Below are 23,526 nucleotides of genomic sequence, written 5' to 3' on the forward strand. Positions count from 1 at the left end.
CGCCCTCTTGCGGGCCGGCCGGTCGAGGGGCGGCGACCCCGTCGCCGCCCCTCGACCGGCGGTACGGCAGCAAAAAAGAAGCCGGCCCCGTCCACGACAGTGGGACGGGGCCGGCCCGGGGACAGCACCCGCCTCAGCGGCGGGCGACACCCTCCGCCCGGGCAGCCGCGGCGACCGCCGCCGTCACCGCGGGGGCGACCCGCTCGTCGAACGGGGACGGGATGACGTAGTCGGCGGCGAGGTCGTCGCCGACCACCGAGGCCAGCGCCTCGGCCGCCGCCAGCTTCATCCCCTCGGTGATCCGGGAGGCCCGCACCTGCAGCGCCCCCGCGAAGATGCCGGGGAACGCCAGCACGTTGTTGATCTGGTTGGGGAAGTCCGAGCGTCCGGTGGCCACGACCGCCGCGTACTTGTGCGCGACCTCCGGGTGCACCTCCGGGTTCGGGTTGGCCATGGCGAAGACGAACGCGCCCTCGGCCATCGACGCCACCGCCGATTCCGCCACCGTGCCGCCGGAGACACCGATGAACACGTCGGCCCCGGCCAGCGCCGACTCCAGCGTTCCGGAGAGACCGGCCTTGTTGGTGAACGACGCCAGCTCCGCCTTGATCGGCGTGAGGTCCCCGCGGTCCCGCGAGACGACGCCCTTGCGGTCCGCCACGGCGACGTCACCGATGCCGGCCTCGACCAGCATCTTGGCGATCGCGACACCCGCGGCGCCCGCGCCCGAGATCACGGCCCGCAGCTCGCCCAGCGCGCGTCCGCTCAGCCGCGCCGCGTTGCGCAGCGCCGCCAGCGACACGACCGCCGTGCCGTGCTGGTCGTCGTGGAAGATCGGGATGTCCAGCCGCTCCTGCAGCCGGCGCTCGATCTCGAAGCACCGGGGGGCCGAGATGTCCTCCAGGTTCACTCCGCCGAAGGAGGGGGCGAGACGGACCACCGTCTCGACGATCTCGTCGACGTCGGTGCAGCTCAGCGCGAGCGGAACCGCGTCCACACCGCCGAACTGCTTGAAGAGGATGGCCTTGCCCTCCATCACCGGGAGGGACGCCTCGGGACCGATGTCCCCGAGGCCGAGCACGGCCGTCCCGTCGGTCACGACGGCGACGACCTGCGACTTCCACGTGTAGTCGTGGACGAGGTCCGGCTGCTCGGCGATCGCGCTGCACACCTTCGCGACGCCGGGCGTGTAAGCCAGGGACAGATCGTCCTTGTCGCGGATCGGCACGGTGGCCTGCACGGCCATCTTGCCGCCGCGGTGCAGCGCGAACGCCGGGTCGAAGGAATCCAGGGGCTCTGCCCCGCTCTCCGGATCCTGATGACCGTTCCGGCTTTCGCTGTCGCTGCGAGGATTGACAATCTCCGCTGCCACTTGGTTTTACCCCTTAAGTATTTACGGTTGAGGGTTGCCACTCCTGGTGAGGGGTGGGCGGGACCGCGCAAGGCCCGGAGGGTTGATGCGTACGGGCCGAACGCGACGGGCGCGCCGCACACGCGCCCTCGAGCCCCGGATGAGGGGTGTAAAGAACCTTCTTACCGGACGGACGCCGTCGGCGACGAGTCCATAACGTCAAGGTCACATGCCGACCCCCGGAATCATCGTCCGATATCAGGACAAGACCCGGACGAACCTGCAGCAAGCCCGCAACTGCATCAAAGGCCGCGGCACTCGCGCCCATAACCCAGGCGGCGCCGAAGATCTTCCGGCCGGAATGGAGGATTCCCGCAGACTGTCCGGCCGCAATGGAGCGGACTGCTCCGGTTCGCGCGTCACCCGTTATCCGATTTTGACATCGCGAGCCCCCTGAACGGAGCAGTCCGAATGGCAAGATGCGGTAATCACACGAGGTCGCGACACTCGAAGGCGTGTGCTCTCGACGACCCATGGCGATGCCGCTCAGGCTGTCGCCGGCCCCATCGGCAACTCCACCCATCCGCCGGAGGAACCCACCATGACCGCAAGCACCACCCGTCGTACCACCGCCGCGCGCTCCCGGATTGCAGCGGTCGGCGCGATCGCGGTCGCAGGCGCACTGCTTCTCACCGGCTGCGGTGACCAGACCAAGGACAGCGGCTCGGACAGCAGCGAGACCCAGGCGGGAACCTCCGCCCCGCTGGCCGACAAGCTCCCTAAGGAGATCCGCGACAAGGGCGTCGTCAAGGTCGGCTCCGACATCGCGTACGCCCCGGTCGAGTTCAAGGACGACTCCGGCAAGGTCGTCGGCATCGACCCCGACCTCGCCGACGCCATGGGCAAGCAGCTCGGCGTGAAGTTCGAGTTCGAGAACGGCACCTTCGACACGCTGATCACCGGCCTGCGCTCCGGCCGCTACGACATGGCCATGTCGGCGATGACCGACACCAAGGACCGCCAGGACGGCGTCGACTCCGAGACCGGCAAGAAGGTCGGCGAGGGCGTCGACTTCGTCGACTACTTCACCGCCGGTGTCTCGATCTACACCAAGAAGGGCGACGACCAGGGCATCAAGACCTGGGCCGACCTGTGCGGCAAGAAGATCGTGGTGCAGCGCGGCACGGTCTCGGAGGACCTCGCCAAGGCCGAGTCCGAGAAGTGCCCGGCCGGCAAGAAGATCACGATCGAGGCCTTCGACAACGACCAGCAGGCGCAGACCCGCCTGCGCGCGGGCGGTGCCGACGCCGGCTCCTCCGACTTCCCGGTCGCCGCGTACGCGGTGAAGACCTCCGGCGGCGGCAACGACTTCCAGCTGGTCGGCGAGCAGGTCGAGGCCGCCCCGTACGGCATCGCGGTCGCCAAGGACGACACGCAGCTGCGGGACGCCCTCCAGGCCGCGCTGGACGCCATCATCGCCAACGGCGAGTACAAGAAGATCATGGACAAGTGGGGCGTCGCCGAGGGCGCCGTCGACAAGGCCACCGTCAACGGTGGCAAGTGACCGCGGCGACGCGGCGCTGAAAGGCAACACCCGTGACTGCTGACATCGACAAGACGACGGGTCCGGCCGACACGCCCCCGGCCGGACCGGAGGCCATCAAGGCCGTCCCGGTCCGGCACTACGGGCGGTACGTCACCGCCGTCGTCGCACTGGCCCTGCTGGTCGGGGTCGTGTACGCGTTCTCCCAGGGCAAGATCAACTGGGGCACGATTCCCGACTACTTCTTCGACGACCGCATCCTCAGCGGTCTCGGCAAGACGCTGCTGCTCACCCTGCTGGCCATGGCGATCGGCATCGTCGGCGGCATCCTGCTGGCCGTGATGCGCCTGTCGAAGAACCCCGTGACCTCGTCCATCGCGTGGTTCTACATCTGGTTCTTCCGCGGCACCCCGGTCCTGGTGCAGCTGATCGTCTGGTTCAACCTGGGCCTGGTCTTCGAGTACATCAACCTCGGGCCGTTCTACAAGGACGAGTGGTCGGACTTCATGACCCCGTTCCTGACGGCGCTGCTCGGCCTCGGCCTGAACGAGGCCGCGTACATGGCGGAGATCTGCCGGGCCGGCCTGCTCGCGGTCGACGAGGGGCAGACCGAGGCGTCGCACGCCCTGGGCATGAGCCACACGAAGACCCTGCGCCGGATCGTCATCCCGCAGGCGATGCGGGTGATCGTGCCGCCGACGGGCAACGAGGTCATCAACATGCTGAAGACGACCTCCCTGGTGTCGGTCGTCCAGTATCCCGAGCTGCTCCGCGCGGCCCAGGACATCGGCCAGACCTCCGGCGCCCCGGCCGAGATGCTCTTCCTCGCCGCCGCCTGGTACCTGCTGGTGACGTCGCTGTTCAGTGTCGGCCAGTACTACATCGAGCGCCACTACGCCAAGGGCACCACCCGCCAGCTGCCGCCGACACCGTGGCAGAAGGTCAAGGCCAGCACGTTCTCCTTCGGCCGCCCGAAGGGAGGCACGGCATGAGCGAGAAGCTCAGCAAGACGGACGCGCACGTGAAGGGCGCGGCCGTCCCCATGGTCAAGGCGGAGGGCGTCCACAAGTCCTTCGGCCACGTCGAGGTCCTCAAGGGCATCGACCTGGAGGTGAAGACCGGCGAGGTGTTCTGCCTCATCGGCCCCTCCGGCTCCGGCAAGTCGACCTTCCTGCGGTGCATCAACCACCTGGAGAAGATCAACGCCGGCCGTCTGTACGTCGACGGCGAACTGGTGGGCTACCGCCAGAAGGGCGACAAGCTGTACGAGCTCAAGGACAGCGAGGTCGCCCTGAAGCGCCGGGACATCGGCATGGTCTTCCAGCGCTTCAACCTGTTCCCGCACATGACGGCCGTCGAGAACGTCATGGAAGCGCCCGTGCAGGTCAAGGGCGTGGCCAGGACGAAGGCCAGGGAGCGCGCGATGCAGCTCCTGGAGCGCGTGGGCCTCGGCGACAAGACGGGGAACTACCCCTCGCAGCTCTCCGGCGGCCAGCAGCAGCGGGTGGCCATCGCCCGGGCGCTCGCCATGGACCCCAAGCTGATGCTCTTCGACGAGCCGACCTCGGCACTCGACCCGGAACTGGTCGGTGACGTCCTCGACGTCATGCGCGACCTCGCCGAGTCGGGCATGACGATGGTCGTCGTCACCCACGAGATGGGCTTCGCCCGCGAGGTGGGCGACAGCCTGGTCTTCATGGACGGCGGCGTGGTGGTCGAGTCCGGCGACCCCCGCCAGGTGCTGACCGACCCGCAGCACGAGCGCACCAAGTCGTTCCTGTCCAAGGTGCTCTGACCGCGGTCCCGCGCACGGCGAAGGGGCGGTACGGATCCTCCGTACCGCCCCTTCTCGCGTGTCCGCCTACTTCACGGCCAGCAGCAGCGTGTCCGACGGCGAGCACCAGACCGGGCGCGCCTCGCCGAAGCCCTTCTCCCGCAGCACGCGCGCGTGCCAGGCGGCCGACGGCGTGTCTCCCTCGGCGTGCTCACCGTAGATCTCGAACCGGCGGGCCGTGGGCTGCGCCAGGACCGGGTCCTCCGCGGCGAGCCGCCACCACTCGGCCCAGTCGAGGGCGCCACCGGCCCTGGCCGCGTCCATGCGGGCGTGCCGCTGGGCGCGCTCGGCCGCGTTGATCCGGGGCGTGGTCTCGTCGGTCATGTGGTCCGCGTTCATGAAGACACCGCCGTCGCGGACCAGACCCGCGATGTGCCCGTAGAGGTCCGCGAGGGGCTCGCTGTGCAGCCAGTGGAGTGCGGTGGCGGTCAGCACGGCGTCGTAGGAGTCGTACGGCAGCGCCTCGGCCCAGCCGGGGTCCTTGAGGTCGGCGGTGACGAAGGTGACCCGTCCGTCCCCCGCGAAGGTGCCCTCGGCGATGGCGAGCAGCGCCGGGTCCAGGTCGACGCCGGTGCTGGTGGCGTCCGGGAAGCGGGCGAGCAGCCGGGCGGTGATGCTGCCCGTGCCGCAGGCCAGGTCCAGGACGCGCGGGGCGGTCCCGACGAGGGCCTCGACCATGTCGAGCATGACCCGGAACCGCTCCTCGCGGTCGGGCATGTACCACTCCTGCTGCCGGTCCCAGCTCTCCTGCCAGGCGTGCCAGTCGGCGGCGGCCGTGGTGGTGTGCGCGTCCGTCATCGAGCCCCTCCCTCGTCCCCTGTACGTAATACCCTTGCAGCACGACCGTCTATTACCCGACCGCACGCACGACCATAGAGCCCCTGCGTAAGGACTACAAGTGGAACTGGCCTATTACTCGGACTACGCCGTACGCCTCGTCAACACCGAGGAGCCGGCCCGGGGCAAGGACACGCTCACCTCGGTCGAGGCCGTCCGGGACCTGTTCGGCGGGAACCAGTCGGCCGCCCGGCGCGCCACCGACGCCGACGTGACCCGTTTCCGCTCGGTCCGGTCCCGGCTCCGCTCGGTCTTCGAGGCGGCGGACGGCGGGGACGAGACGCTCGCGGTCGACCTGCTGAACTCCCTGCTGCTGGAGTTCCCCGTCAGCCCGCAGATCTCCGGTCACGACTTCCGCGACGACGACGGCCGCCCCCTGTGGCACATGCACCTGGCCGACCACCCGTCCAACGCGACGGCGGGCTACGCCGCCATCGCCGCGATGGGCCTCGCCTTCCACCTCACCGAGTACGGCGTGGACCGGCTCGGGCTGTGCGAGGCGTCGCCCTGCCGCAACGCCTACCTGGACACCTCGACCAACCGCTCCCGCCGCTACTGCTCCGACCGCTGCGCCACCCGCGCCAACGTGGCCGCCTACCGCGCGCGCAAACGCCTGGAGGCCGACCGGACGGAGAACACCGGCCGCGCCGACGACAGCGCCCAGCCCACCACGGCCAGCGGCGAGCGCCGCTCCGGGGTGCGCGGCCGGTAGCGGAACCGGACCCGGCCCAGCACCAGCTCGTCGGGCACCACCCCGTAGTCGGTGCTGTCGCCGCCCGCGTAGGCGTTGTCCCCGAGCACCCACCAGCCGCCGTCCCGCCGCTCGGCGGCCCGCTTCACCACGAGCAGGTCCTGCTGGAAGGGATGCCTCAGCACGATCACGTCACCGCGTCTGATCCGGGCGCCGTAGTGCACCAGCAGCCGGTCCCCGTGGTGCAGCGTCGGCACCATCGACGGCCCGGTCACCTCGGCCACCCCGAACGGCAGCGGGGGCCTCGCCCGCTCGGCGTCCTGCGACTGCTCCGGCATCTCCCGGCACCTCCCGGTTCTTCCTCCACCAGTCTCAGTCTCACCCCGGACTTTTGTCCTAAGCCCGCGGGGGCACCCGCGAAAAGCCGTCCGGCACGGAGTAATGTCCACTGTGAGAAGACGATCACGAGGAAGGAAACGCTCCATGCTTTCCCGCCTGTTTGCCCCCAAGGTCAAGGTCAGCGCCCACTGCGACCTGCCCTGCGGCGTGTACGACCCGGCCCAGGCCCGCATCGAGGCGGAGTCGGTGAAGGCCGTCCAGGAGAAGATGGCCGGCAACGACGACCCGCACTTCCAGGCCCGTGCCACGGTCATCAAGGAGCAGCGCGCCGAGCTGGCGAAGCACCACGTCTCCGTGCTGTGGAGCGACTACTTCAAGCCGCCGCACTTCGAGAAGTACCCCGAGCTGCACCAGCTGGTCAACGACACCCTGAAGGCCCTGTCGGCCGCCAAGGCGTCGACGGACCCGGCCACCGGCCAGAAGGCGCTGGACTACATCGCCCAGATCGACAAGATCTTCTGGGAGACCAAGAAGGCCTGACCTTCATGCCTTCCGACCTGCGATTCCTCACGTTTTGCAGCGTCCCTCCACCCGCACCCGGCCCCTGGAGCGCCCCCTACGGCACCTCCGACGGTCCGGGTGCGGTCCTTTGTGGCGGCAGCGTCCTCGCCTGATACCGCTGGGCCCCATCGCCCGGTACGCGCCGGCCGCCGCGGTGATGTCCGGCTCCCTCACGGCGGACGGGCCGTGAGGGGCCCGGTGGGCGTGGGATGCTGGCGGGATGGAGCTGGAGGATCTGAGGCGGCTGCGGCGGGCCCGGGACCGGATGGACCGGGAGTACGCCGAGCCGCTGGACGTCCCCGCGCTGGCACGGACCGCGCTGATGTCCCCCGGCCACTTCCAGCGCAGTTTCCGCGCCGCGTACGGGCAGACGCCGTACGCCTATCTCATGACCCGGCGGGTCGAGCGGGCCAAGGCGCTGCTGCGGCGCGGTGACCTCACGGTGACGGAGGTGTGCCTGGCGGTCGGCTGCACCTCGCTCGGCTCGTTCAGCTCGCGCTTCACCGAGCTGGTGGGGGAGACGCCGAGCGCGTACCGGGCCCGGTCGCACGAGGAGAGCGCGGTGATCCCGCCGTGCGTGGCGCGGACGTACACCCGGCCGGTCCGCGGCAGGACGCGGCCGGGCGAAACCTTCTAGCGTGGGCACATGGACACAGGAACGGACGCGAAACTCGCCCAGTGCTTCATCGCCGTCGACGACCACGACAAGGCGCTGGCCTTCTACCGCGACGTGCTGGGGCTCGAGGTCCGCAACGACGTGGGCTTCGAGGGCATGCGCTGGGTGACGGTCGCCTCGCCGGAACAGGACGTGGAGATCGTGCTGGAGCCGCCCGCGGCTAACCCGGACGCCTCCCCCGCCGACCGCCAGGCCATGGCGGAGCTGCTGGCCAAGGGCATGCTGCGCGGGGTCAACTTCACCACCACCGACTGCGACGCCCTCTTCGAACGCGTCCGGGCCGCCGGCGTGGACGTGATCCAGGAGCCGGTGGACCAGCCGTACGGGGTGCGGGACTGCGCCTTCCGCGATCCGGCGGGGAACATGCTGCGCTTCATGGAACGCCCCGGCCGGTGAGCGTCCGCTGGACGTACCTCTTCCTCGACCGGCCCGGCGCGGCGGCCGACCGGGCAGGCGCGTTCTGGGCGGCCGTCACGGAGTCCCGGCTGTCCGGACCGAGCGGCGAACACGGGGAGTTCGTGACCTTGTCGGCGGACGGCGCCGACGCCTGCGCGGGGGTGCAGCGCACCGACTCGGGCACCGGCGGTGTGCATCTCGACCTCTCCGTGGACGACGTCCCGGAGTTCGTCGCGGCGGCACGGCGCCTGGGCGCGGGGACGGTCGCCGAGCACGAGGGGTGGACCGTACTGCGGTCACCGGCCGGGCAGTTGTTCTGCGCGATCCCCTGGCACGGGGAGTCGGTACGGCCGCCGGTCGCGCACGGCAGCCGGCTGGACCAGGTCTGCCTCGACATCCCGCCGTCCCGCTACGACGGGGAAGTCGCCTTCTGGGGCGGGCTGTTGCCCGAGTGGGAGTCCGCACCCGGCTCGCTCCCGGAGTTCCGTGTGGTCCGGCCACCGGCCGGGCTGCCGGTGCGCGTCCTGCTCCAGCGGACCGGGGAGGAACGGCCCGTCTCCGCCCATCCGGATCTGGCCTGCGCCGACATCGCCGCCACCCGCGTCCGGCACGAGGAACTCGGGGCCCGGCCCGTGGCCGCGTTCGACCACTGGACGGTGATGCGTGACCCCACGGGCGGCACCTACTGCCTGACGGGCCGCGATCCGTGGACGGGCGCGCCGGCCGGGCGAGCGGGCCGCCCCGTGGCGTAGTCCGTGGCGCGGCCCGTGCCGCGGTGCCGGTGCGGCACGGGCGTGCCCTCGCCGTTCAGTGCTTCCTGCCGTACGTGCGCACCACGACGCCGTTGCCGAACCCGCGCAGCGACTCCAGGGTGAACTCCGTGGGGGAGAAGGCGGAGGCGAACATCGGCATCCCGGACCGCTGCACCACGGGGTAGGTCTTGATGACCAGTTCGTCGATCTCGTCGGCCAGGGCGCCGGCGATCTGCGCCCCGCCGCAGAGGTAGATGTCGTACGCGCTGTCCTCCGCCTTCAGCGCCCGCACCCGGCCGGCCAGGTCGTCGGCGACGATCTCGACGTTCGGGTCGGGCGACTCCCCGAGAGTGCGGGAGGCGACGTACTCGCGCAGGTGGGCGTAGGGGCTGGTGATGCCCTCCTTGAGGGCCAGATCGTAGCTGGCCCGGCCCTGGACGATCGTGTCGAACCGCTTGTTCGGCAGGTCGTCGATGCCGAGCTGCCTGCGGCCGTGGGTCGGGATGGTCTCCGGGTACTCCGAGGTGAGGTGGCCGAGCAGCTCCTCGTCGACGAAGGGGTACATGTACGACGCGTCGCCCTCCGGGTCCCCGATGAAGCCGTCGATGGAGCAGGCGATGAAGTAGGTGAGCTTGCGCAACGCGGTCTCTTCCCGTAGGCGGCACTCGCTGTGAACAACTCCAGTTGTAGTACTCCGCCCGTAGTGGTCGCAAGCGGTTATCGGGACCGGGCCCAAGTAGGTGACGGGGTTCCGCATGCGGGCAGGCGGGTCCCTGCCGGGCCGCTCCCCCGGGGACGGTCCGCGGCCGGCCATCGCCAGGAGCAGGCTCGTGACCATGAGCGGGGTGAGGGCCGCGGTGACGGCCACCGCGCGAGGGCGGCGGCCGAGCCGCCCGCGGCCACCACCGCCGCCGAACAGGGCGGAACGTCCCTTCCGCGGTCGCGGGGCCGCCGTGCGCCCGGGCCCGGACGGGGTGGACGGCGGCGGGGTCAGGCTTCCGGGAGCGCCGGCGAGCCGGTGGGCGTGGAGCGGGGCTCGCGCCACATGGGCCACATCAACGGGCCCTCCGGCAGGGCCAGGGGCTCACCGGCCGCCTCGAAGCCGAGGCGTTCGTACAGCAGACGGCTGCGCTCGTTGCTCGCCTCCAGGTAGGCCGCCCGCCCCTCCCGGTCGCAGCGCTCCAGGACGGATCCGATCAGCGCGGTGCCGAGGCCCTCGCCCTGGCGGCCGGGCAGGACCCCGATCATCCACAGGTACTCGTGGGCCCGGCCGGAGGGGTGGATGTCCGCCGTGAGCCGGCCGATCAGCTCCACCCGCTCGTTGTCGGGGTCGACCTCCTCGCGTGTCTGCGCGAAGCCGTCCTCCTCCGGGCCGTCCTCCGCACCGGCGTCCCCGGGGTCCTCCTCCGCGGGGACGGACATCCACAGGGCACAGGCGGAGCCGTCCTCGGTGATGTCGACACGTCCGTCGGCGAGCACGACGTCCGTGAAGGCCGCCATGAGCCTGTGGTGCGTCGTACGGCGGTACTCCCGCTCCGGGAAGACCCAGCCGCTGACCGGGTCGTCCTGGAACGCCTCGTCCAGGAGGCGGACGATCAGCTCCCGGTCGTCGTCCCCAGCCGTCCGGATCGCCACGCCCATGTCCGCCCCTTCGCCTCAACCCGTCCTGTCCTGACGGGGGTTGACCCTATCGGGGGCCGACGGCGAAAGGGCGGGCCCCGCACATCGTGGGGAAGTGCGGGACCCGCCCGGCCGGGGCCCGGTGCCGTGCGCGGGCCGCACGGCACCGGGTGATTCCGGGGACGGGGGACGGGCGGAGGCCCGTCAGGTGCTGCGCCGGGTCACGAACTCGGCGAGGGCCAGCAGCCCGCCCGCCGCCTCCGGGTCGGGCACGGCACGGGCCACCTCCTGCATCGCCCGGGCCATCCGGTCGGCGGCCTCGGCCTGCGCCCAGTCCCGGCCGCCCGCCCGTTCCACGGCATGGACGATGCGGTCCAGGTCCTCCTTCCGGTGCGGGGCCGCGTACAGCGCGGCGAGCTCCGCTGCCGCCGGGGTGCCGGAGGTGAGCGCCGCCACCACCGGCAGGGACTTCTTGCGGGCGGCCAGGTCCGCGCCGGCCGGCTTGCCGGTGCGGCGCGGGTCGCCCCAGGTGCCGATCACGTCGTCGATGAGCTGGAAGGCCAGTCCTGCCTCCCGGCCGAACGCGTCCAGTGCCGTCACGTCCGCCTCCGCGGCGTCCGCGTACAGCGCCCCGATGGCACAGGCGCAGCCCAGCAGTGCTCCGGTCTTCGCCTCGGCCATGGCGAGCGTCTCGGCGAGGGTGACCTCTCCGGGGGCGCGCCGTTCCATGTCCGTGTCCGCGTGCTGTCCCGCGCACAGCTCGATCACGCAGTCCGCGAGCCGGGCCGACGCGGCACGGGCCGCCGGGTGCGGGTCCTCGGCGAGCAGCCTGAAGGCGAGCGCCTGGAGGGCGTCCCCGGCGAGGATCGCGCCGGCGTCCCCGAACACCGTCCAGGCGGTGGGCCGGTGCCGGCGGGTGGTGTCCCGGTCCATCACGTCGTCGTGCAACAGCGTGAAGTTGTGGATCAGTTCCACGGCCGCCGCCGCCCGCACGGCGGCCGCCCGGGCGGTGGGGCCGCCTGCCGCGGAGGCCGCGGCGAGCACCAGCGCGGGACGGATCGCCTTGCCCGCGCCTCCGTGGGTCGGCGTGCCGTCCGCGTCCGCCCAGCCGAAGTGGTGGAGGGCGATCCGGCGCATGGAGCCGGGCAGCGAGTCGAGGGCCGCCCGCAGGACCGGGTCGACCGCGGCCCGGGCCCGGTCCAGCAGTACCGTCGCCTCGTGCCCGTCCCCGGCACGCTGCTCCGGCACCGTGGGGACCTCGCCCGGGTGCCCCGTCGCGGACCCCCGCTGCGGCTCCGTGATGGACTCCGTCATCGGCTTCCCCCTGGCACCGGCTCGGCGGAGGAGCGGAGGGACGACGCTTCCGCACCCGTCGGACACGTTCCTCCGAGGTGTACCCGCCCGGACGGCCGGGGACACGGCGCGCGGCGCGGCCGCTCGCGGACGGTCACCGCCAGCGGCCGATCTCGACGTCCTCCAGGACACCCAGCGCGTCCGGTACCAGGACCGCGGCCGAGTAGTAGGTCGTGACCAGGTACTTGATGATGGCTTGTTCGTTGATGCCCATGAACCGCACGGACAGGCTCGGCTCGATCTCGTCGGGGATGCCGGAGGCCCGCAGACCGATGACGCCCTGGTCCTCCTCCCCGGTGCGCAGGGCGATGATGGAGGTCGTACGGGCCTCGGTCACCGGGATCTTGTTGCACGGGAAGAGGGGCACCCCCCGCCAGGTGGGGATGCGGTTGCCGCCCATGTCGACGGTCTCCGGGACGAGCCCCCGCCTGTTGAGCTCACGGCCGAACGCGGCGATCGCGCGCGGGTGGGCGAGCAGCAGCCTGGTCCCGCGCCGCCGGCTGAGCAGCTCGTCCAGGTCGTCGGGGCCCGGCACCCCGTCGTGCGGCTGGATCCGCTGGTCGTACTCGCAGTTGTGGAGCAGACCGAAGTCGCGGTTGTTGACCAGTTCGTGCTCCTGGCGCTCCTTCAGCGCCTCGACGGTCAGCCGGATCTGCTGTTCCGTCTGGTTCATGGGCTGGTTGTAGAGGTCGGCCACGCGGGAGTGGATGCGCAGCACGGTCTGGGCGACGCTGAGCTCGTACTCGCGGGGCCTGGCCTCGTAGTCGACGAAGGTGTGCGGGATGTCCGGTTCCCCGCTGTGGCCGGACGCGAGGTCGATCGCCTTCTCGCCGTACTTGTTGGTGCGCTGCCCGGGTACCTCGAGCCGCCGGCGGAGGTGCTCGCGCAGGCTGTCGGACCGCTCGGCGAGCTGCTCGACCGCCTCACGGGGCAGCACCAGGACGGTGCAGGCGGTGAGGGTGCGGGCCGTGCAGTCCCAGACGGCGTCGTCGCCCTCCAGCGCCTGTTCGCCGAAGTAGGCGCCGTCGGCGAGGATCCCGAGGGACTCCTCCTGGCCGTAGGGGCCGCTGCCGACCCGCTCCACCCGGCCGTGCGCCAGCAGGTACACCTCGTCGGCCGGGCTGCCGGAGGAGGCGATCACCTGGCCGGCCTCGATCTCCCGCTGCCGACAGCGGGAGGCCAGCTCCGTCAGCACCTCCTCGTCGTCGTACGACCGCAGTGCCGGCAGTTCGCCCAGCTCCGCCGGGATGATCTCGACGCGGTCGCCGGTCTTCACGAACGTCATCCGGCCATCGCCCACGGCGTACGTCAGCCGCCGGTTCACCCGGTACGTACCACCCTGCACATCGACCCACGGCAGCATCCGCAGCAGCCAGCGTGAGCTGATCTCCTGCATCTGCGGCACGGACTTGGTCGTGGTGGCCAGGTTCCGCGCGGCGGCCGTACCCAGGCTCTGCTGCTGCCCGGCCTGCTCCGTGCGGACCTCTTCGCCTACCGACATAAGGAATTGCCCTCCCCAATGGTGGTGCACGCCCGGCCTCGCCGGACGTCGCGCTGCGTGATCAAGCCTTCCTCACGCAACGTGGCCGCGCCATTACCCGATCGAGCGGGGTTGGATCTTGGGATGTGTGGGCACCATGGGCGCCCTATCAACGGCGCCTTAGCGGAAGGAGATTGTCCGGATCGAGTCGCACAGGTCCCGAACGGAAAGTTGAACACGCTCCTTTCCGGTAATAGGGCCTGTACCAGGCGGTCGCGCACGGCGGCTGCCGCCCGGCACGAAGGAGGGCGGTCATGGCCCCACCCATGTCCGCGAGCGCGTTCCTGCGCGCTCTGAAGGCGGAAGGGCTCACGGTCGTCGAGGTCGGCGACTGGCGCGATCACCACCGCAACCACAAGGGCCCGTGGGGTCCGGTGCACGGCGTGATGATCCACCACACGGTCACCAAGGGCAGCGCCAAGACGGTGGAGCTGTGCCGCAAGGGTTATTCGGGCCTGCCCGGTCCGCTCTGCCACGGCGTCATCACCAAGGACGGCCGGGTCCACCTGGTCGGCTACGGCAGAGCGAACCACGCGGGGCTCGGTGACGACGACGTGCTGCGCGCGGTGATCGCCGAGAGGCGGCTGCCGGCGGACAACGAGGCGAACACCGACGGCAACCGGCACTTCTACGGCTTCGAGTGCGAGAACCTCGGCGACGGAAAGGATCCCTGGCCGGCGGCCCAGTTGGAGGCGATCGAGAAGGCGGCGGCCGCGGTGTGCCGCTACCACGGCTGGAACGAGCGGTCCGTCATCGGGCACCTGGAGTGGCAGCCGGGCAAGGTGGACCCGCGGGGATTCACGATGACGTCGATGAGGAACCGCATCGGCGACCGCCTGAAGTGAGGCACGGGCGCTCCCGCGCACCCCGCGACCCTCCGGCCGGTGCGGGCGGACTCCCGCACCGGCCGCGGGGACGGGGCGGCCGCGGCCTCCCGGGCCGCGGGGCCGGCTGCCGCGCGGGGAGCCCCCGGGCGACAATGTCCCCGTGACCAGCTCCGACGATCCCGGCACCGGCTCCCCCGCGGAGCTGGGACCGCGGCTGCCCTCACCGCTGTGCGAGGTCCCGGACGGACGGTTCGAGCGGCACGGGGTACGGCTCCTGCTGAAGCGCGACGACCTGATCCATCCCGAGCTGATCGGCAACAAGTGGCGCAAGCTCGCGCCGAACCTGCGCCGGGCCGCCGGGCGGACCGTGCTCACCTTCGGCGGCGCGTACTCCAACCACCTGCGGGCCACGGCCGCCGCCGGCCGGCTGCTCGGGCTGCCCACGGTCGGCGTGGTGCGCGGCGAGGAACTCGCCGGCCGCCCGCTCAACCCGTCGCTCGCCCGGTGCGCGGCCGACGGCATGCGGCTGCACTTCGTCGACCGCTCGGTGTACCGCCGCAAGAACGAGCCCGAGACCCTCGCCGCCGTCCTGCGCGCGGCGGACGCCGAGGACGCCTACGTCGTGCCCGAGGGCGGCAGCAACTCCGCCGCCGTGCGCGGCTGCCGGGCGCTCGGCGCGGAGCTGGCCGGCCACGCGGACGTGGCCGCGGTCGCCTGCGGCACCGGCGGAACCCTCGCGGGACTGGCCGCCGGGACCGGCGACGGCGTGCGCGTGCTCGGCGTCCCCGTCCTCAGGGGCGGCTTCCTGACCGACGCGATACGGGAACTGCAGACCGCGGCGTTCGGCGGCCCGCGCGGCCACTGGAGCCTGGAGGAGCGCTTCCACTTCGGCGGCTACGCACGTACGACGCCGGAACTCGAGGCGTTCGCCAGGGACTTCGAACAGCGTCACGGAGTGCCCGTGGAGCGCGTCTATGTCGCCAAGTTGCTTCGTGCCCTTGTCGCCCTCGCGGAGGAGGGGGCGTTCGCGCGCGGGAGCGCGGTCGCGGCGGTGATCACCGGGCGCCCGTTCCCGGAACCCCACGCCGGCGGCCCGGCACGGCGGACACCCGACCCCGCTCCCTGAGGGCCACCGGCCGCCCGGCGGCCCGGCGGCCCGGCGGCCGACCCGCGGCGGGCGGTCAGGTCGTCTCGCGGTGGGCGGCCGCCTCCTCCAGGTCCAGGCGGCGCAGCAGGGTCCGGAGCATCTCGTCGTCGATGTACCGGCCGTCGCGCAGCCTGACGAACACCTCGCGCTCGGCGCTGATCATCTCCCGCGCCAGCCGCCGGTAGGTGTCGTCCACCGACTCACCGGTGACCGGGTTGACCTGCCCGAGGCGTTCCCAGACGGCGTTGCGGCGGCGTTCGAGGACGTTGCGCAGCCGGTCGGCGAGCGGTTCCGGCAGGGCGTTGCGCTCGTCGGCGAGGAGTTCGTCGAGCCGTTGCTCGGCGACCCGGGAGGCCTGCGCCTGGGCGTTGGCCTCCGCCAGGGTCGCGGTCCGCTCGTCGCGCCGGGGCAGCTTCAGCACGCGGATCAGCGGGGGCAGCGTCAGGCCCTGCACGACCAGGGTGCCGATGACGGTGGTGAAGGTCAGGAAGAGCAGCAGGTTGCGGTGCGGGAAGTCCTCGCCCGCGGCGGTGACGGGGATCGAGAAGGCGATGGCCAGCGAGACCACGCCCCGCATGCCGGCCCACGCCACCACGAACGGGCTCTTCCAGCCGGGCCTCCCCTCGCGCTCCCGGATGCGCGCCGACAGCATCGGCGGCAGCCAGGTCGCCGGGTACACCCACAGGAACCGCACGACGACCACGACCACGAAGACGACCAGCGCGTACCAGGCGGAGGCGAAGCCCTCGTGCTCGCCGAGCCCCCCGACCACGACGGGTAGTTGCAGTCCGATGAGGGCGAACACGGCGGACTCCAGGACGAACGCGACCATCTTCCACACCGCCTCCTCCTGAAGGCGGGTGGCGAAGTCGACCTCCCAGGCGCGGTGCCCCAGGTAGAGGGCGACGACCACCACCGCGACGACGCCCGAGGCGTGCACCTGCTCGGCGGCGGCGTAGGCGACGAACGGGATGAGCAGGGACAGGGTGTTCTGCAGCAGCGGTTCCCGCACGTGGGTGCGCAGCCAGTGCAGCGGGGCCATCAGCACCAGCCCGCAGACCACACCGCCGACCGCGGCGATCAGGAACTCCGCGATCCCGCCGGCCCAGGTCGCGCCCTCGCCGACCGCGGCCGCCAGCGCCACCCGGAACGCGGTGATCGCGGTGGCGTCGTTCAGCAGGGACTCGCCCTGGAGGATGGTGGTGATGCGTGAGGGCAGACCGACCCGGCGCGCCACCGCCGTCGCCGCCACCGCGTCCGGCGGGGCCACCACCGCGCCGAACACCAGGGCGGCCGTGAGCGGCAGCGCCGGCACGAGCAGGTACAGGACCCAGCCCACGGCGAAGGTCGCGAACAGCACGTACCCCACCGACAGCAGCGCCACCGGCCGCAGCTGGGCCCGCAGGTCCAGGTAGGAGCTCTCGGTGGCCGCCGTGTAGAGCAGCGGCGGAAGGATCAGCGGCAGGACGACGTGCGGGTCCAGCGCGTAGTCGGGCACCCCGGGCAGGTAGCTGACCGCCAGGCCGGCCGCGACCAGCAGCAGCGGTGCCGGCACCGGGGTGCGCCGGGCCGCCGCGGCGACCGCCGCACTGCCCGCCACCAGCAACAGCAGGGGCATCACATCCATGATCCGGCCGCCCTCGTTTTCCGGCGCGGTGCCCCGCGCGCCCGTCGTACTGTGGCCATCATGAAACAGTGCACGCACGCCGACGCGCTGCCGGACCCGGAACCCGTCCCGCTCGGCGAGACATGCCCGGAGTGTCTGCGGGACGGCACCGACCCGGTGCAGTTGCGGCTCTGCCTGACCTGCGGGCACGTCGGCTGCTGCGACTCCTCGCCGCACCGGCACGCCACCGAGCACCACCTCAGAACCGGCCACCCGGTGATGCGGACCCACGAACCCGGCGAGGACTGGCGCTGGTGCTTCGTCGACCACGTACTGCTGTGACCGGAGGCGACCGGGGTGCCGGACGGTTCGACCGTCTGGCGTCTGGGTACGTCAATGCGGCGCGCGCTCTTCCTATTTGGGAGCCGCAGACCCCTAGCCACGGAGCGTATCCGTAGTTTTACTATGAGTGACAGCATGTGGGCCGGGGTCCCGGGACAGGACCGCTGGGAGCGCGATAGCGTCACCGCTGTACCACGTAGCGCGTTACCCGGGGGCGAACCGGCCCTGAAACGCTTGTACCACCTTGGAGGTGAGGGTGTCCCAGATCGCAGGCGAGCCCGCGACCCAGGACTTCGTGGAAGTCCGGCTGCCGGCCGCGGGGGCCTACCTGTCGGTGCTGCGTACGGCCACGGCCGGCCTGGCGGCCCGTTTGGACTTCACCCTCGACGAGATCGAGGACCTGCGCATCGCGGTCGACGAGGCCTGCGCGATCCTGCTGCAGCAGGCCGTGCCGGGCTCGGTGCTCAGCTGTGTCTTCCGGCTCGTCGACGACTCGCTCGAGGTGACCGTCTCGGCGCCGACCACGGACGGTCACGCTCCGTCGCGGGACACCTTCGCCTGGACGGTCCTGTCCGCGCTCGCGGGCAAGGTGTCGTCGGCCGTCGACGAGGACAAGACCGTGTCGATCAGCCTCTACAAACAGCGCGGCGCGGGACCCGGGCCGGCGTGAGGAGCGAGGACGGGCCGGTGCGGGGCGACGAACGCGGCACAAGGGAGCTGCCGGCCGAGCGTGTGCCGGACGGCATCGACGGCATCCCCGAGCAGGCCCGGCCGCATCCGGAGGACGACTCCACGGAGACCGTCCCCCCGGGCGGCGGGCAGCCCGGCGGTGCCGCGCGGAACACGCCCGCGGCGGGCGCGGGCCGGGGCGACGGGGGCGCTCCCGCGCGGGCGGAGCCCGCGGCGGGGGACGAGGCGAGCGCTCGGGGAAGGGCGACGGGCCAGGCGATGAGCGAGCACGAGCGACACTCCGAGGACGAGGCGCCGCGGGCGCCCGGTCCCCAGGGCACGCGGAGCACACCGGGCGCGCCGGGCAGCCACGGCGGGCACGCACATCACAACCCGCAGGACCGCAGCGGGGCGCGCGCGCTCTTCCTCGAGCTGCGCACGCTGCAGGACGGCACTCCCGAGTACGCGGAGCTGCGCAACCGGCTGGTGCGCATGCACCTGCCGCTCGTCGAGCATCTCGCGCGCCGCTTCCGCAACCGCGGTGAGCCGCTGGACGACCTGACCCAGGTCGCCACCATCGGGCTGATCAAGTCGGTCGACCGCTTCGACCCGGACCGGGGCGTGGAGTTCTCGACGTACGCCACGCCGACGGTCGTGGGCGAGATCAAGCGGCACTTCCGCGACAAGGGCTGGGCGGTGCGGGTGCCGCGCCGGCTCCAGGAGCTGCGGCTGGCGCTCACCACGGCCACGGCGGAGCTGTCCCAGCTGCACGGCCGCTCCCCCACGGTGCACGAGCTGGCCGAGAGGCTGGCCATCTCCGAGGAGGAGGTCCTGGAGGGCCTGGAGTCCGCGAACGCGTACTCGACGCTGTCCCTGGACGTCCCCGACACCGACGACGAGTCCCCGGCGGTGGCCGACACCCTCGGCGCCGAGGACGAGGCGCTGGAGGGCGTGGAGTACCGGGAGTCGCTCAAGCCGCTCCTGGAGGACCTGCCGCCGCGCGAGAAGCGGATCCTGCTGCTGCGCTTCTTCGGCAACATGACCCAGTCGCAGATCGCGCAGGAGGTCGGCATCTCGCAGATGCACGTCTCCCGGCTGCTGGCCCGCACGCTGGCCCAGCTGCGGGAGAAGCTGCTCGTGGAGGAGTGACCCGGCACCGCTCCCGGGACTCGCGGGCCCGTCCCCGCGTGCTCCGGCGGGGTGCCCGGGGAGACTCCTCGCGGGTCAGGACCCGCTGCGCCGGTCCGGGCCCCCGTCCCCCGCGTTGCCGGGCCCCCGGATGCCGAGGGCCCGCGTCGTCTCGGGGTTGACCAGCAGCACCAGCGTGGTGACCGCCACGAGGGCGAGCGCGATCCCCGCGGGGATGGCCACCCCGTCGGACACCAGCAGGTTGTAGGCCACGGGAAGCGCGATGAGCTGCGTGATGACGGCGGGGCCCCGGCTCCAGCTCCGCCGGGCGATCAGCCCCCGGGCGGCGATCAGCGGGAGCAGCGCGAGCGCGATCAGCGTCACTCCGCCGGTGACGGCCTGCTGCCGGTCGTCCGGTTCGCCGGTGAGGGCCAGCACCGCCATCCACACCCCGACGGCCACCAGGGCGGCCCCTTCCAGGGCGGCCAGTGCCGCGGCGCACGTCAGACGGCGCGGGCGGGGACCGGTGTGGTCCGGGGCGGTGGTGGTGGGGGTCTGCTCACTGCTCACCCCTGAAGGGTAGCCCTCGCCGCGGTTGCCTTCCGTGGTGCGGTTCACGCCCCCGTTCCCCGCTCGCCGGGGCCTCGGCCTGGGCCCGGGTACCGCTCAGTAGGTACCCTGCACGTCATGCGTGCTCTCCTCGTGGTCAATCCGGCGGCAACCACCACAAGTGCGCGCACGCGCGATGTGCTGATCCACGCCCTCGCCAGCGAGATGAAGCTGGACGCGATCACCACCGAGTACCGCGGGCACGCGCGCGACCTGGGCCGGCAGGCCGCGCAGAGCGACGACATCGACCTGGTGGTCGCTCTCGGCGGCGACGGCACGGTCAACGAGGTCGTCAACGGCCTGCTGCACGCGGGCCCCGACCCGGAGCACCTGCCCGGTCTCGCGGTGGTCCCCGGCGGCTCGACCAACGTCTTCGCCCGCGCCCTGGGCCTGCCGAACCAGCCGGTGGAGGCCACCGGCGTCCTGCTGGACGCCCTGCGCGAGGGGCGGGAGCGGACCGTGGGCCTGGGGCTGACCTCGGGCACCCCGGGCACGGAGGACGAGGCCGTGCCGGGCCGCTGGTTCACCTTCAACGCGGGGCTGGGTTTCGACGCGGGTGTCGTCGGCCGGGTGGAGCAGCAGCGGGAGCGCGGCAGGAAGTCCACGCACGCGCTGTACATGCGCCAGGTCGTCCGTCAGCTCCTCGGCGACCCGCACCGCCGGCGCGGAGTGATCACCCTGGAGCATCCGGGCGAGGAACCCGTCCGCGATCTCGTGCTCTCCATAGTCTCGAACACCTCGCCGTGGACGTTTCTCGGCAATCGCCCGATCTACGCGTCACCTAAGGCCTCGTTCGATACGGGCCTCGATCTCTTCGGTCTGAGCCGGATGTCCACCACCGCCGTTGCCCGGTATGGCACGCAGTTGCTCACTTCGTCCCCGGAGCGCGGCCCCCACGGCAAGCATGCTCTGTCCCGGCACGATCTGACCCGCTTCACCTTGCATTCGAAGGTGCCACTGCCCCTGCAGATGGACGGTGACCACCTGGGGCTGCGCACCAGCGTGACGTTCACAGGCGTACGCCGTGCACTGCGTGTGATTGTGTGAGCAGAAAGGGCGAAAGTCCTTTCACTCGAACGTTTAGGCCAGGCTCCACCCCATGGAAGTACGGCTGTGACCTAGTCGACACCGAAGAATCAAAAAAAACTTTCCGGAAGGGGTTGTATCCGCCGCTGAGGTTTGCGAGTCTCTTCTTGGCGATCGGGACGGCCCGCAGGATCGGCCTCCACAGATCACCGGAACCCCTCTTCACAAACCAAGGACCACGCCAGCGAACCTGGCGGTCGGCCCTTCACTTGTTGGGGGATTCGTGAAAGCGTTCACATTCACAAGCACATGCAGTTATACCAAGGAGAGGTAGCAGCCATGGACTGGCGTCACAACGCCGTTTGCCGCGAGGAAGACCCCGAGCTCTTCTTCCCCATCGGCAACACCGGTCCCGCGCTGCTGCAGATCGAGGAAGCCAAGGCCGTCTGCCGTCGCTGCCCGGTGATCGAGAGCTGCCTCCAGTGGGCGCTCGAGTCCGGTCAGGACTCCGGCGTCTGGGGTGGTCTCAGCGAGGACGAGCGTCGTGCGATGAAGCGCCGCGCCGCCCGCAACCGGGCCCGTCAGGCCTCCGCCTGACACCCCCTGCCGACAGCCTGAGCTTGGCGGCGCGTACACCGCGTACGCATCTCCCGCCCCCGAGCCGCAGCGCGTAGTTCCCCGAGTGCTCGAAACAGCTCGAGCAGGAGGAACACCGAAGAAACGAGCATCAGCCCCGGACCGCTTCCCGGTCCGGGGCTTTTTGCCGTACCCGCTACTTGTCCGACTGCACGGGGATGTCCAGGATCACCCTGGTCCCCCGCTCCGGGGCCGGCACCATGTCGAAGGTGCCGCCCAACTCGCCCTCCACCAGCGTCCGTACGATCTGCAGGCCGAGGTTTCCGGCGGTGTGCGGGTCGAAGCCCTCGGGCAGTCCCACCCCGTCGTCCTGCACGGTGACCAGCAGGCGGGCCTCCTTCGTGGTGCCGCCGCGGACCGCGGACACCTCGACGGTGCCGGTCTCCCCCTCGGTGAAGCCGTGCTCCAGGGCGTTCTGCAGCACCTCGGTCAGCACCATCGACAGCGGGGTGGCGACCTCGGCGTCGAGTATCCCGAAGCGGCCCGAGCGGCGGCCGCTGACCTTGCCCGGGGAGATCTCGGCGACCATCGCGAGCACCCGGTCGGCGATCTCGTCGAACTCCACCCGCTCGTCCAGGTTCTGGGACAGCGTCTCGTGGACGATCGCGATGGAACCCACCCGGCGCACGGCCTCCTCCAGCGCCGCTCGGCCGCGCTCGGACCCGATGCGGCGGGCCTGGAGGCGCAGCAGTGCCGCCACCGTCTGGAGGTTGTTCTTCACCCGGTGGTGGATCTCCCGGATGGTCGCGTCCTTGGTGATCAACTCGCGTTCGCGGCGGCGAAGTTCGGTGACGTCGCGGAGCAGCACCAGCGACCCGATGCGGGTGCCCTTGGGCTTGAGCGGGATCGCCCGGAACTGGATCACCCCGTCGTTCGCCTCGATCTCGAACTCGCGCGGCGCCCAGCCGCTGGCGACCTTGGCCAGGGCTTCGTCCACCGGGCCCCGGGAGGGCGCCAGTTCGGCGGTGGTGGTGCCGAGGTGATGGCCCACCAGGTCGGCGGCGAGCCCCATCCGGTGGAAGGCGGACAGGGCGTTCGGCGAGGCGTACTGGACGATGCCGTCGGCGTCCAGCCGGATCAGTCCGTCGCCGACGCGCGGCGAGGCGTCCATCTCCAGCTGCTGGTTCGCGAACGGGAAGGCGCCGGCCGCGATCATCTGCGCGAGGTCGGAGGCGCTCTGCAGGTAGGTGAGCTCCAGCCGGCTCGGGGTGCGCACGGTGAGCAGGTTGGTGTTGCGCGCGATCACGCCGAGGACGCGGCCCTCGCGGCGTACGGGGATGGACTCGACCCGTACGGGGACCTCCTCGCGCCACTCCGGGTCGCCCTCGCGCACGATCCGGCCCTCGTCCAGGGCCGCGTCCAGCATGGGCCGGCGGCCGCGCGGGACGAGATGACCGACCATGTCGTCCTGGTAGGAGGTCGGCCCGGTGTTGGGCCGCATCTGCGCGACCGAGACGTAGCGGGTGCCGTCGCGCGTGGGGACCCACAGCACCAGGTCCGCGAAGGAGAGGTCGGAGAGCAGCTGCCACTCCGAGACCAGCAGATGGAGCCACTCGAGGTCGGTGTCGTCGAGGGCGGTGTGCTGGCGTACGAGTTCGTTCATGGAGGGCACGTCAGCGAGCGTACCCGGGGGGCGGCGCGGGCCCTGAGAACACCCGCGGGCCGCGGCGCCTGAGAGGGACCCTCAACCCTCCCGGCACCGCAGCCCGGAGCAATTCCGGCCGGCGGGGTGTGCGGTCCCGGTCGGCCGTGGATGAGGAGCCGGGGCAGTCAGGGCAGAGAGCTCCGGGTCCTCGTTCCGCCTTCCTGTGCGGGGAAGGCAGGCTCACTGTGTTCCGCTACGCATTGTGGACTAGACCACTGTCCCTGTAAATGCGTGGAACACCGTTCTTTGCTGTCGGGCGCCGCTCCGCCCGGACGCAGACGCGTCCGCCATCCAGCCTATCCCGAAGGGCCACCTCCGCGGGCCGGACGGCCGGGGCAATTTCCGGCGGGCGGTCCGCGCCCCCGGCCGCGCCCGCCCGGGGCGGGGAACAGGTCCCG

General features: G+C 71.6%; 25 protein-coding genes. 15 read left to right on the forward strand and 10 right to left on the reverse strand.

All coding sequences use genetic code 11. The annotated features are described in order from the left end of the window. Window positions 1-133 precede the first annotated feature (133 nt). Window positions 134-1,372: an NAD(P)-dependent malic enzyme gene (locus IE118_RS19545; RefSeq protein ID WP_189559253.1), complete on the reverse strand. Its 1,239-nt coding sequence runs from the start codon at window positions 1,370-1,372 to the stop codon at window positions 134-136. Window positions 1,373-1,952: 580 nt separating this feature from the next. Between IE118_RS19545 and IE118_RS19550 the strand changes: the two genes are divergently transcribed. The 3 genes from IE118_RS19550 to IE118_RS19560 are packed head-to-tail and all read left to right on the forward strand — an operon-like array spanning window position 1,953 to window position 4,689. Then, window positions 1,953-2,915: an ABC transporter substrate-binding protein gene (locus IE118_RS19550; RefSeq protein WP_189559254.1), complete on the forward strand. Its 963-nt coding sequence runs from the start codon at window positions 1,953-1,955 to the stop codon at window positions 2,913-2,915. A gap of 32 nt (window positions 2,916-2,947) precedes the next feature. Next, window positions 2,948-3,886 (forward strand): amino acid ABC transporter permease, encoded by a 939-nt coding sequence (locus IE118_RS19555; RefSeq protein ID WP_189559255.1) that lies wholly within the window; start codon window positions 2,948-2,950, stop codon window positions 3,884-3,886. Further along, complete coding sequence (locus IE118_RS19560) at window positions 3,883-4,689, forward strand: amino acid ABC transporter ATP-binding protein (protein WP_306430395.1); 807 nt, start codon at window positions 3,883-3,885, stop codon at window positions 4,687-4,689. The genes IE118_RS19555 and IE118_RS19560 overlap by 4 nt, the downstream gene beginning before the upstream one ends. A 66-nt stretch (window positions 4,690-4,755) precedes the next feature. Here IE118_RS19560 and IE118_RS19565 read toward each other — a convergent pair whose 3' ends face one another. After that, on the reverse strand, window positions 4,756-5,526 hold the full coding sequence (locus IE118_RS19565; RefSeq protein WP_189559256.1) for a class I SAM-dependent methyltransferase: 771 nt from the start codon (window positions 5,524-5,526) through the stop codon (window positions 4,756-4,758). Window positions 5,527-5,626: 100 nt separating this feature from the next. Here IE118_RS19565 and IE118_RS19570 point away from each other — a divergent pair, with 100 nt between their 5' ends. Further along, a complete protein-coding gene (locus tag IE118_RS19570) occupies window positions 5,627-6,277 on the forward strand; it encodes a CGNR zinc finger domain-containing protein (RefSeq protein WP_189559257.1) in 651 nt (216 codons plus the stop codon). Here the strand turns inward: IE118_RS19570 and sodX are convergent. Next, window positions 6,160-6,594, reverse strand: coding sequence for a nickel-type superoxide dismutase maturation protease (gene sodX / locus IE118_RS19575; RefSeq protein ID WP_189559258.1), 435 nt, complete (start codon window positions 6,592-6,594; stop codon window positions 6,160-6,162). The genes IE118_RS19570 and sodX overlap by 118 nt on opposite strands. A gap of 145 nt (window positions 6,595-6,739) precedes the next feature. Here sodX and sodN point away from each other — a divergent pair, with 145 nt between their 5' ends. From sodN to IE118_RS19595, 4 genes are all read left to right on the forward strand, one after another. Beyond that, window positions 6,740-7,135, forward strand: a complete 396-nt coding sequence (gene sodN, locus IE118_RS19580; protein ID WP_004983535.1) for a superoxide dismutase, Ni — start codon at window positions 6,740-6,742, stop codon at window positions 7,133-7,135. A 241-nt stretch (window positions 7,136-7,376) separates the two neighbouring features. Beyond that, on the forward strand, window positions 7,377-7,793 hold the full coding sequence (locus tag IE118_RS19585; protein ID WP_189559259.1) for a helix-turn-helix transcriptional regulator: 417 nt from the start codon (window positions 7,377-7,379) through the stop codon (window positions 7,791-7,793). Window positions 7,794-7,802: 9 nt separating this feature from the next. Further along, window positions 7,803-8,228, forward strand: coding sequence for a VOC family protein (locus IE118_RS19590; RefSeq protein WP_189559260.1), 426 nt, complete (start codon window positions 7,803-7,805; stop codon window positions 8,226-8,228). Further along, window positions 8,225-8,980 (forward strand): VOC family protein, encoded by a 756-nt coding sequence (locus IE118_RS19595; protein WP_189559261.1) that lies wholly within the window; start codon window positions 8,225-8,227, stop codon window positions 8,978-8,980. The genes IE118_RS19590 and IE118_RS19595 overlap by 4 nt, the downstream gene beginning before the upstream one ends. Before the next feature lie 55 nt (window positions 8,981-9,035). Here IE118_RS19595 and IE118_RS19600 read toward each other — a convergent pair whose 3' ends face one another. The 4 genes from IE118_RS19600 to IE118_RS19615 form a co-directional block, all read right to left on the reverse strand. Then, window positions 9,036-9,620, reverse strand: coding sequence for a dihydrofolate reductase family protein (locus tag IE118_RS19600; protein ID WP_189559262.1), 585 nt, complete (start codon window positions 9,618-9,620; stop codon window positions 9,036-9,038). A 350-nt stretch (window positions 9,621-9,970) separates the two neighbouring features. Next, window positions 9,971-10,621 carry a GNAT family N-acetyltransferase gene (locus IE118_RS19605; RefSeq protein ID WP_189559263.1) on the reverse strand — a complete coding sequence of 217 codons (651 nt, stop codon included), beginning with the start codon at window positions 10,619-10,621 and terminating at the stop codon, window positions 9,971-9,973. Window positions 10,622-10,804: 183 nt separating this feature from the next. Next, entirely contained in the window at window positions 10,805-11,914 is a 1,110-nt protein-coding gene (locus IE118_RS19610; protein WP_189559264.1) for a family 2 encapsulin nanocompartment cargo protein polyprenyl transferase, read from the reverse strand. 133 nt (window positions 11,915-12,047) lie between these two features. After that, a complete protein-coding gene (locus IE118_RS19615) occupies window positions 12,048-13,454 on the reverse strand; it encodes a family 2B encapsulin nanocompartment shell protein (protein WP_189559265.1) in 1,407 nt (468 codons plus the stop codon). A 293-nt stretch (window positions 13,455-13,747) separates the two neighbouring features. Here IE118_RS19615 and IE118_RS19620 point away from each other — a divergent pair, with 293 nt between their 5' ends. Together IE118_RS19620 and IE118_RS19625 are read left to right on the forward strand one after the other, a co-directional pair. After that, on the forward strand, window positions 13,748-14,338 hold the full coding sequence (locus tag IE118_RS19620; RefSeq protein ID WP_189559266.1) for an N-acetylmuramoyl-L-alanine amidase: 591 nt from the start codon (window positions 13,748-13,750) through the stop codon (window positions 14,336-14,338). A 142-nt stretch (window positions 14,339-14,480) separates the two neighbouring features. Further along, window positions 14,481-15,446 carry a 1-aminocyclopropane-1-carboxylate deaminase/D-cysteine desulfhydrase gene (locus IE118_RS19625; protein ID WP_189559267.1) on the forward strand — a complete coding sequence of 322 codons (966 nt, stop codon included), beginning with the start codon at window positions 14,481-14,483 and terminating at the stop codon, window positions 15,444-15,446. A gap of 55 nt (window positions 15,447-15,501) precedes the next feature. On the opposite strand, the gene IE118_RS19630 is transcribed toward IE118_RS19625, so the two are convergent. Next, window positions 15,502-17,094: a Na+/H+ antiporter gene (locus IE118_RS19630; RefSeq protein WP_189559268.1), complete on the reverse strand. Its 1,593-nt coding sequence runs from the start codon at window positions 17,092-17,094 to the stop codon at window positions 15,502-15,504. A gap of 60 nt (window positions 17,095-17,154) precedes the next feature. On the opposite strand from IE118_RS19630, the gene IE118_RS19635 reads away from it, so the two are divergent. From IE118_RS19635 to IE118_RS19645, 3 genes are all read left to right on the forward strand, one after another. After that, a complete protein-coding gene (locus IE118_RS19635; RefSeq protein ID WP_189559269.1) occupies window positions 17,155-17,415 on the forward strand; it encodes a UBP-type zinc finger domain-containing protein in 261 nt (86 codons plus the stop codon). A gap of 256 nt (window positions 17,416-17,671) precedes the next feature. Further along, window positions 17,672-18,085 carry an ATP-binding protein gene (locus IE118_RS19640; RefSeq protein ID WP_004925829.1) on the forward strand — a complete coding sequence of 138 codons (414 nt, stop codon included), beginning with the start codon at window positions 17,672-17,674 and terminating at the stop codon, window positions 18,083-18,085. Window positions 18,086-18,102: 17 nt separating this feature from the next. Further along, the gene (locus tag IE118_RS19645; protein WP_189559421.1) at window positions 18,103-19,233 is read left to right on the forward strand and encodes an RNA polymerase sigma factor SigF; all 1,131 of its coding nucleotides are present in this window, start codon (window positions 18,103-18,105) and stop codon (window positions 19,231-19,233) included. A 75-nt stretch (window positions 19,234-19,308) separates the two neighbouring features. Here the strand turns inward: IE118_RS19645 and IE118_RS19650 are convergent, their stop codons facing one another. Next, window positions 19,309-19,782 (reverse strand): hypothetical protein, encoded by a 474-nt coding sequence (locus tag IE118_RS19650; protein WP_189559270.1) that lies wholly within the window; start codon window positions 19,780-19,782, stop codon window positions 19,309-19,311. A gap of 117 nt (window positions 19,783-19,899) precedes the next feature. On the opposite strand from IE118_RS19650, the gene IE118_RS19655 reads away from it, so the two are divergent. Further along, entirely contained in the window at window positions 19,900-20,868 is a 969-nt protein-coding gene (locus IE118_RS19655) for a diacylglycerol/lipid kinase family protein (RefSeq protein WP_189559271.1), read from the forward strand. A 318-nt stretch (window positions 20,869-21,186) separates the two neighbouring features. Beyond that, window positions 21,187-21,444, forward strand: coding sequence for a WhiB family transcriptional regulator (locus tag IE118_RS19660; protein ID WP_030219886.1), 258 nt, complete (start codon window positions 21,187-21,189; stop codon window positions 21,442-21,444). Between the two features lie 175 nt (window positions 21,445-21,619). Here the strand turns inward: IE118_RS19660 and IE118_RS19665 are convergent, their stop codons facing one another. Further along, on the reverse strand, window positions 21,620-23,086 hold the full coding sequence (locus IE118_RS19665; RefSeq protein ID WP_189559422.1) for a sensor histidine kinase: 1,467 nt from the start codon (window positions 23,084-23,086) through the stop codon (window positions 21,620-21,622). Between the last annotated feature and the right edge of the window lie 440 nt (window positions 23,087-23,526).

It is taken from the genome of Streptomyces pilosus (assembly GCF_014649835.1).
Classification (GTDB): domain Bacteria; phylum Actinomycetota; class Actinomycetes; order Streptomycetales; family Streptomycetaceae; genus Streptomyces; species Streptomyces pilosus.

Excerpts from the sequence above, each read along its gene's own strand:
- sodN (WP_004983535.1), top strand. The coding sequence starts at position 6,740 with ATGCTTTCCCGCCTGTTTGCCCCCAAGGTCAAGGTCAGCGCCCACTGC.
- IE118_RS19660 (WP_030219886.1), top strand. The coding sequence starts at position 21,187 with ATGGACTGGCGTCACAACGCCGTTTGCCGCGAGGAAGACCCCGAGCTC.
- IE118_RS19590 (WP_189559260.1), top strand. The coding sequence starts at position 7,803 with ATGGACACAGGAACGGACGCGAAACTCGCCCAGTGCTTCATCGCCGTC.
- IE118_RS19610 (WP_189559264.1), bottom strand. The coding sequence starts at position 11,914 with ATGACGGAGTCCATCACGGAGCCGCAGCGGGGGTCCGCGACGGGGCAC.
- IE118_RS19665 (WP_189559422.1), bottom strand. The coding sequence starts at position 23,086 with ATGAACGAACTCGTACGCCAGCACACCGCCCTCGACGACACCGACCTC.
- IE118_RS19620 (WP_189559266.1), top strand. The coding sequence starts at position 13,748 with ATGGCCCCACCCATGTCCGCGAGCGCGTTCCTGCGCGCTCTGAAGGCG.
- IE118_RS19550 (WP_189559254.1), top strand. The coding sequence starts at position 1,953 with ATGACCGCAAGCACCACCCGTCGTACCACCGCCGCGCGCTCCCGGATT.
- IE118_RS19655 (WP_189559271.1), top strand. The coding sequence starts at position 19,900 with ATGCGTGCTCTCCTCGTGGTCAATCCGGCGGCAACCACCACAAGTGCG.
- IE118_RS19605 (WP_189559263.1), bottom strand. The coding sequence starts at position 10,621 with ATGGGCGTGGCGATCCGGACGGCTGGGGACGACGACCGGGAGCTGATC.
- IE118_RS19560 (WP_306430395.1), top strand. The coding sequence starts at position 3,883 with ATGAGCGAGAAGCTCAGCAAGACGGACGCGCACGTGAAGGGCGCGGCC.
- IE118_RS19615 (WP_189559265.1), bottom strand. The coding sequence starts at position 13,454 with ATGTCGGTAGGCGAAGAGGTCCGCACGGAGCAGGCCGGGCAGCAGCAG.
- IE118_RS19630 (WP_189559268.1), bottom strand. The coding sequence starts at position 17,094 with ATGGATGTGATGCCCCTGCTGTTGCTGGTGGCGGGCAGTGCGGCGGTC.
- IE118_RS19635 (WP_189559269.1), top strand. The coding sequence starts at position 17,155 with ATGAAACAGTGCACGCACGCCGACGCGCTGCCGGACCCGGAACCCGTC.
- IE118_RS19585 (WP_189559259.1), top strand. The coding sequence starts at position 7,377 with ATGGAGCTGGAGGATCTGAGGCGGCTGCGGCGGGCCCGGGACCGGATG.
- sodX (WP_189559258.1), bottom strand. The coding sequence starts at position 6,594 with ATGCCGGAGCAGTCGCAGGACGCCGAGCGGGCGAGGCCCCCGCTGCCG.
- IE118_RS19565 (WP_189559256.1), bottom strand. The coding sequence starts at position 5,526 with ATGACGGACGCGCACACCACCACGGCCGCCGCCGACTGGCACGCCTGG.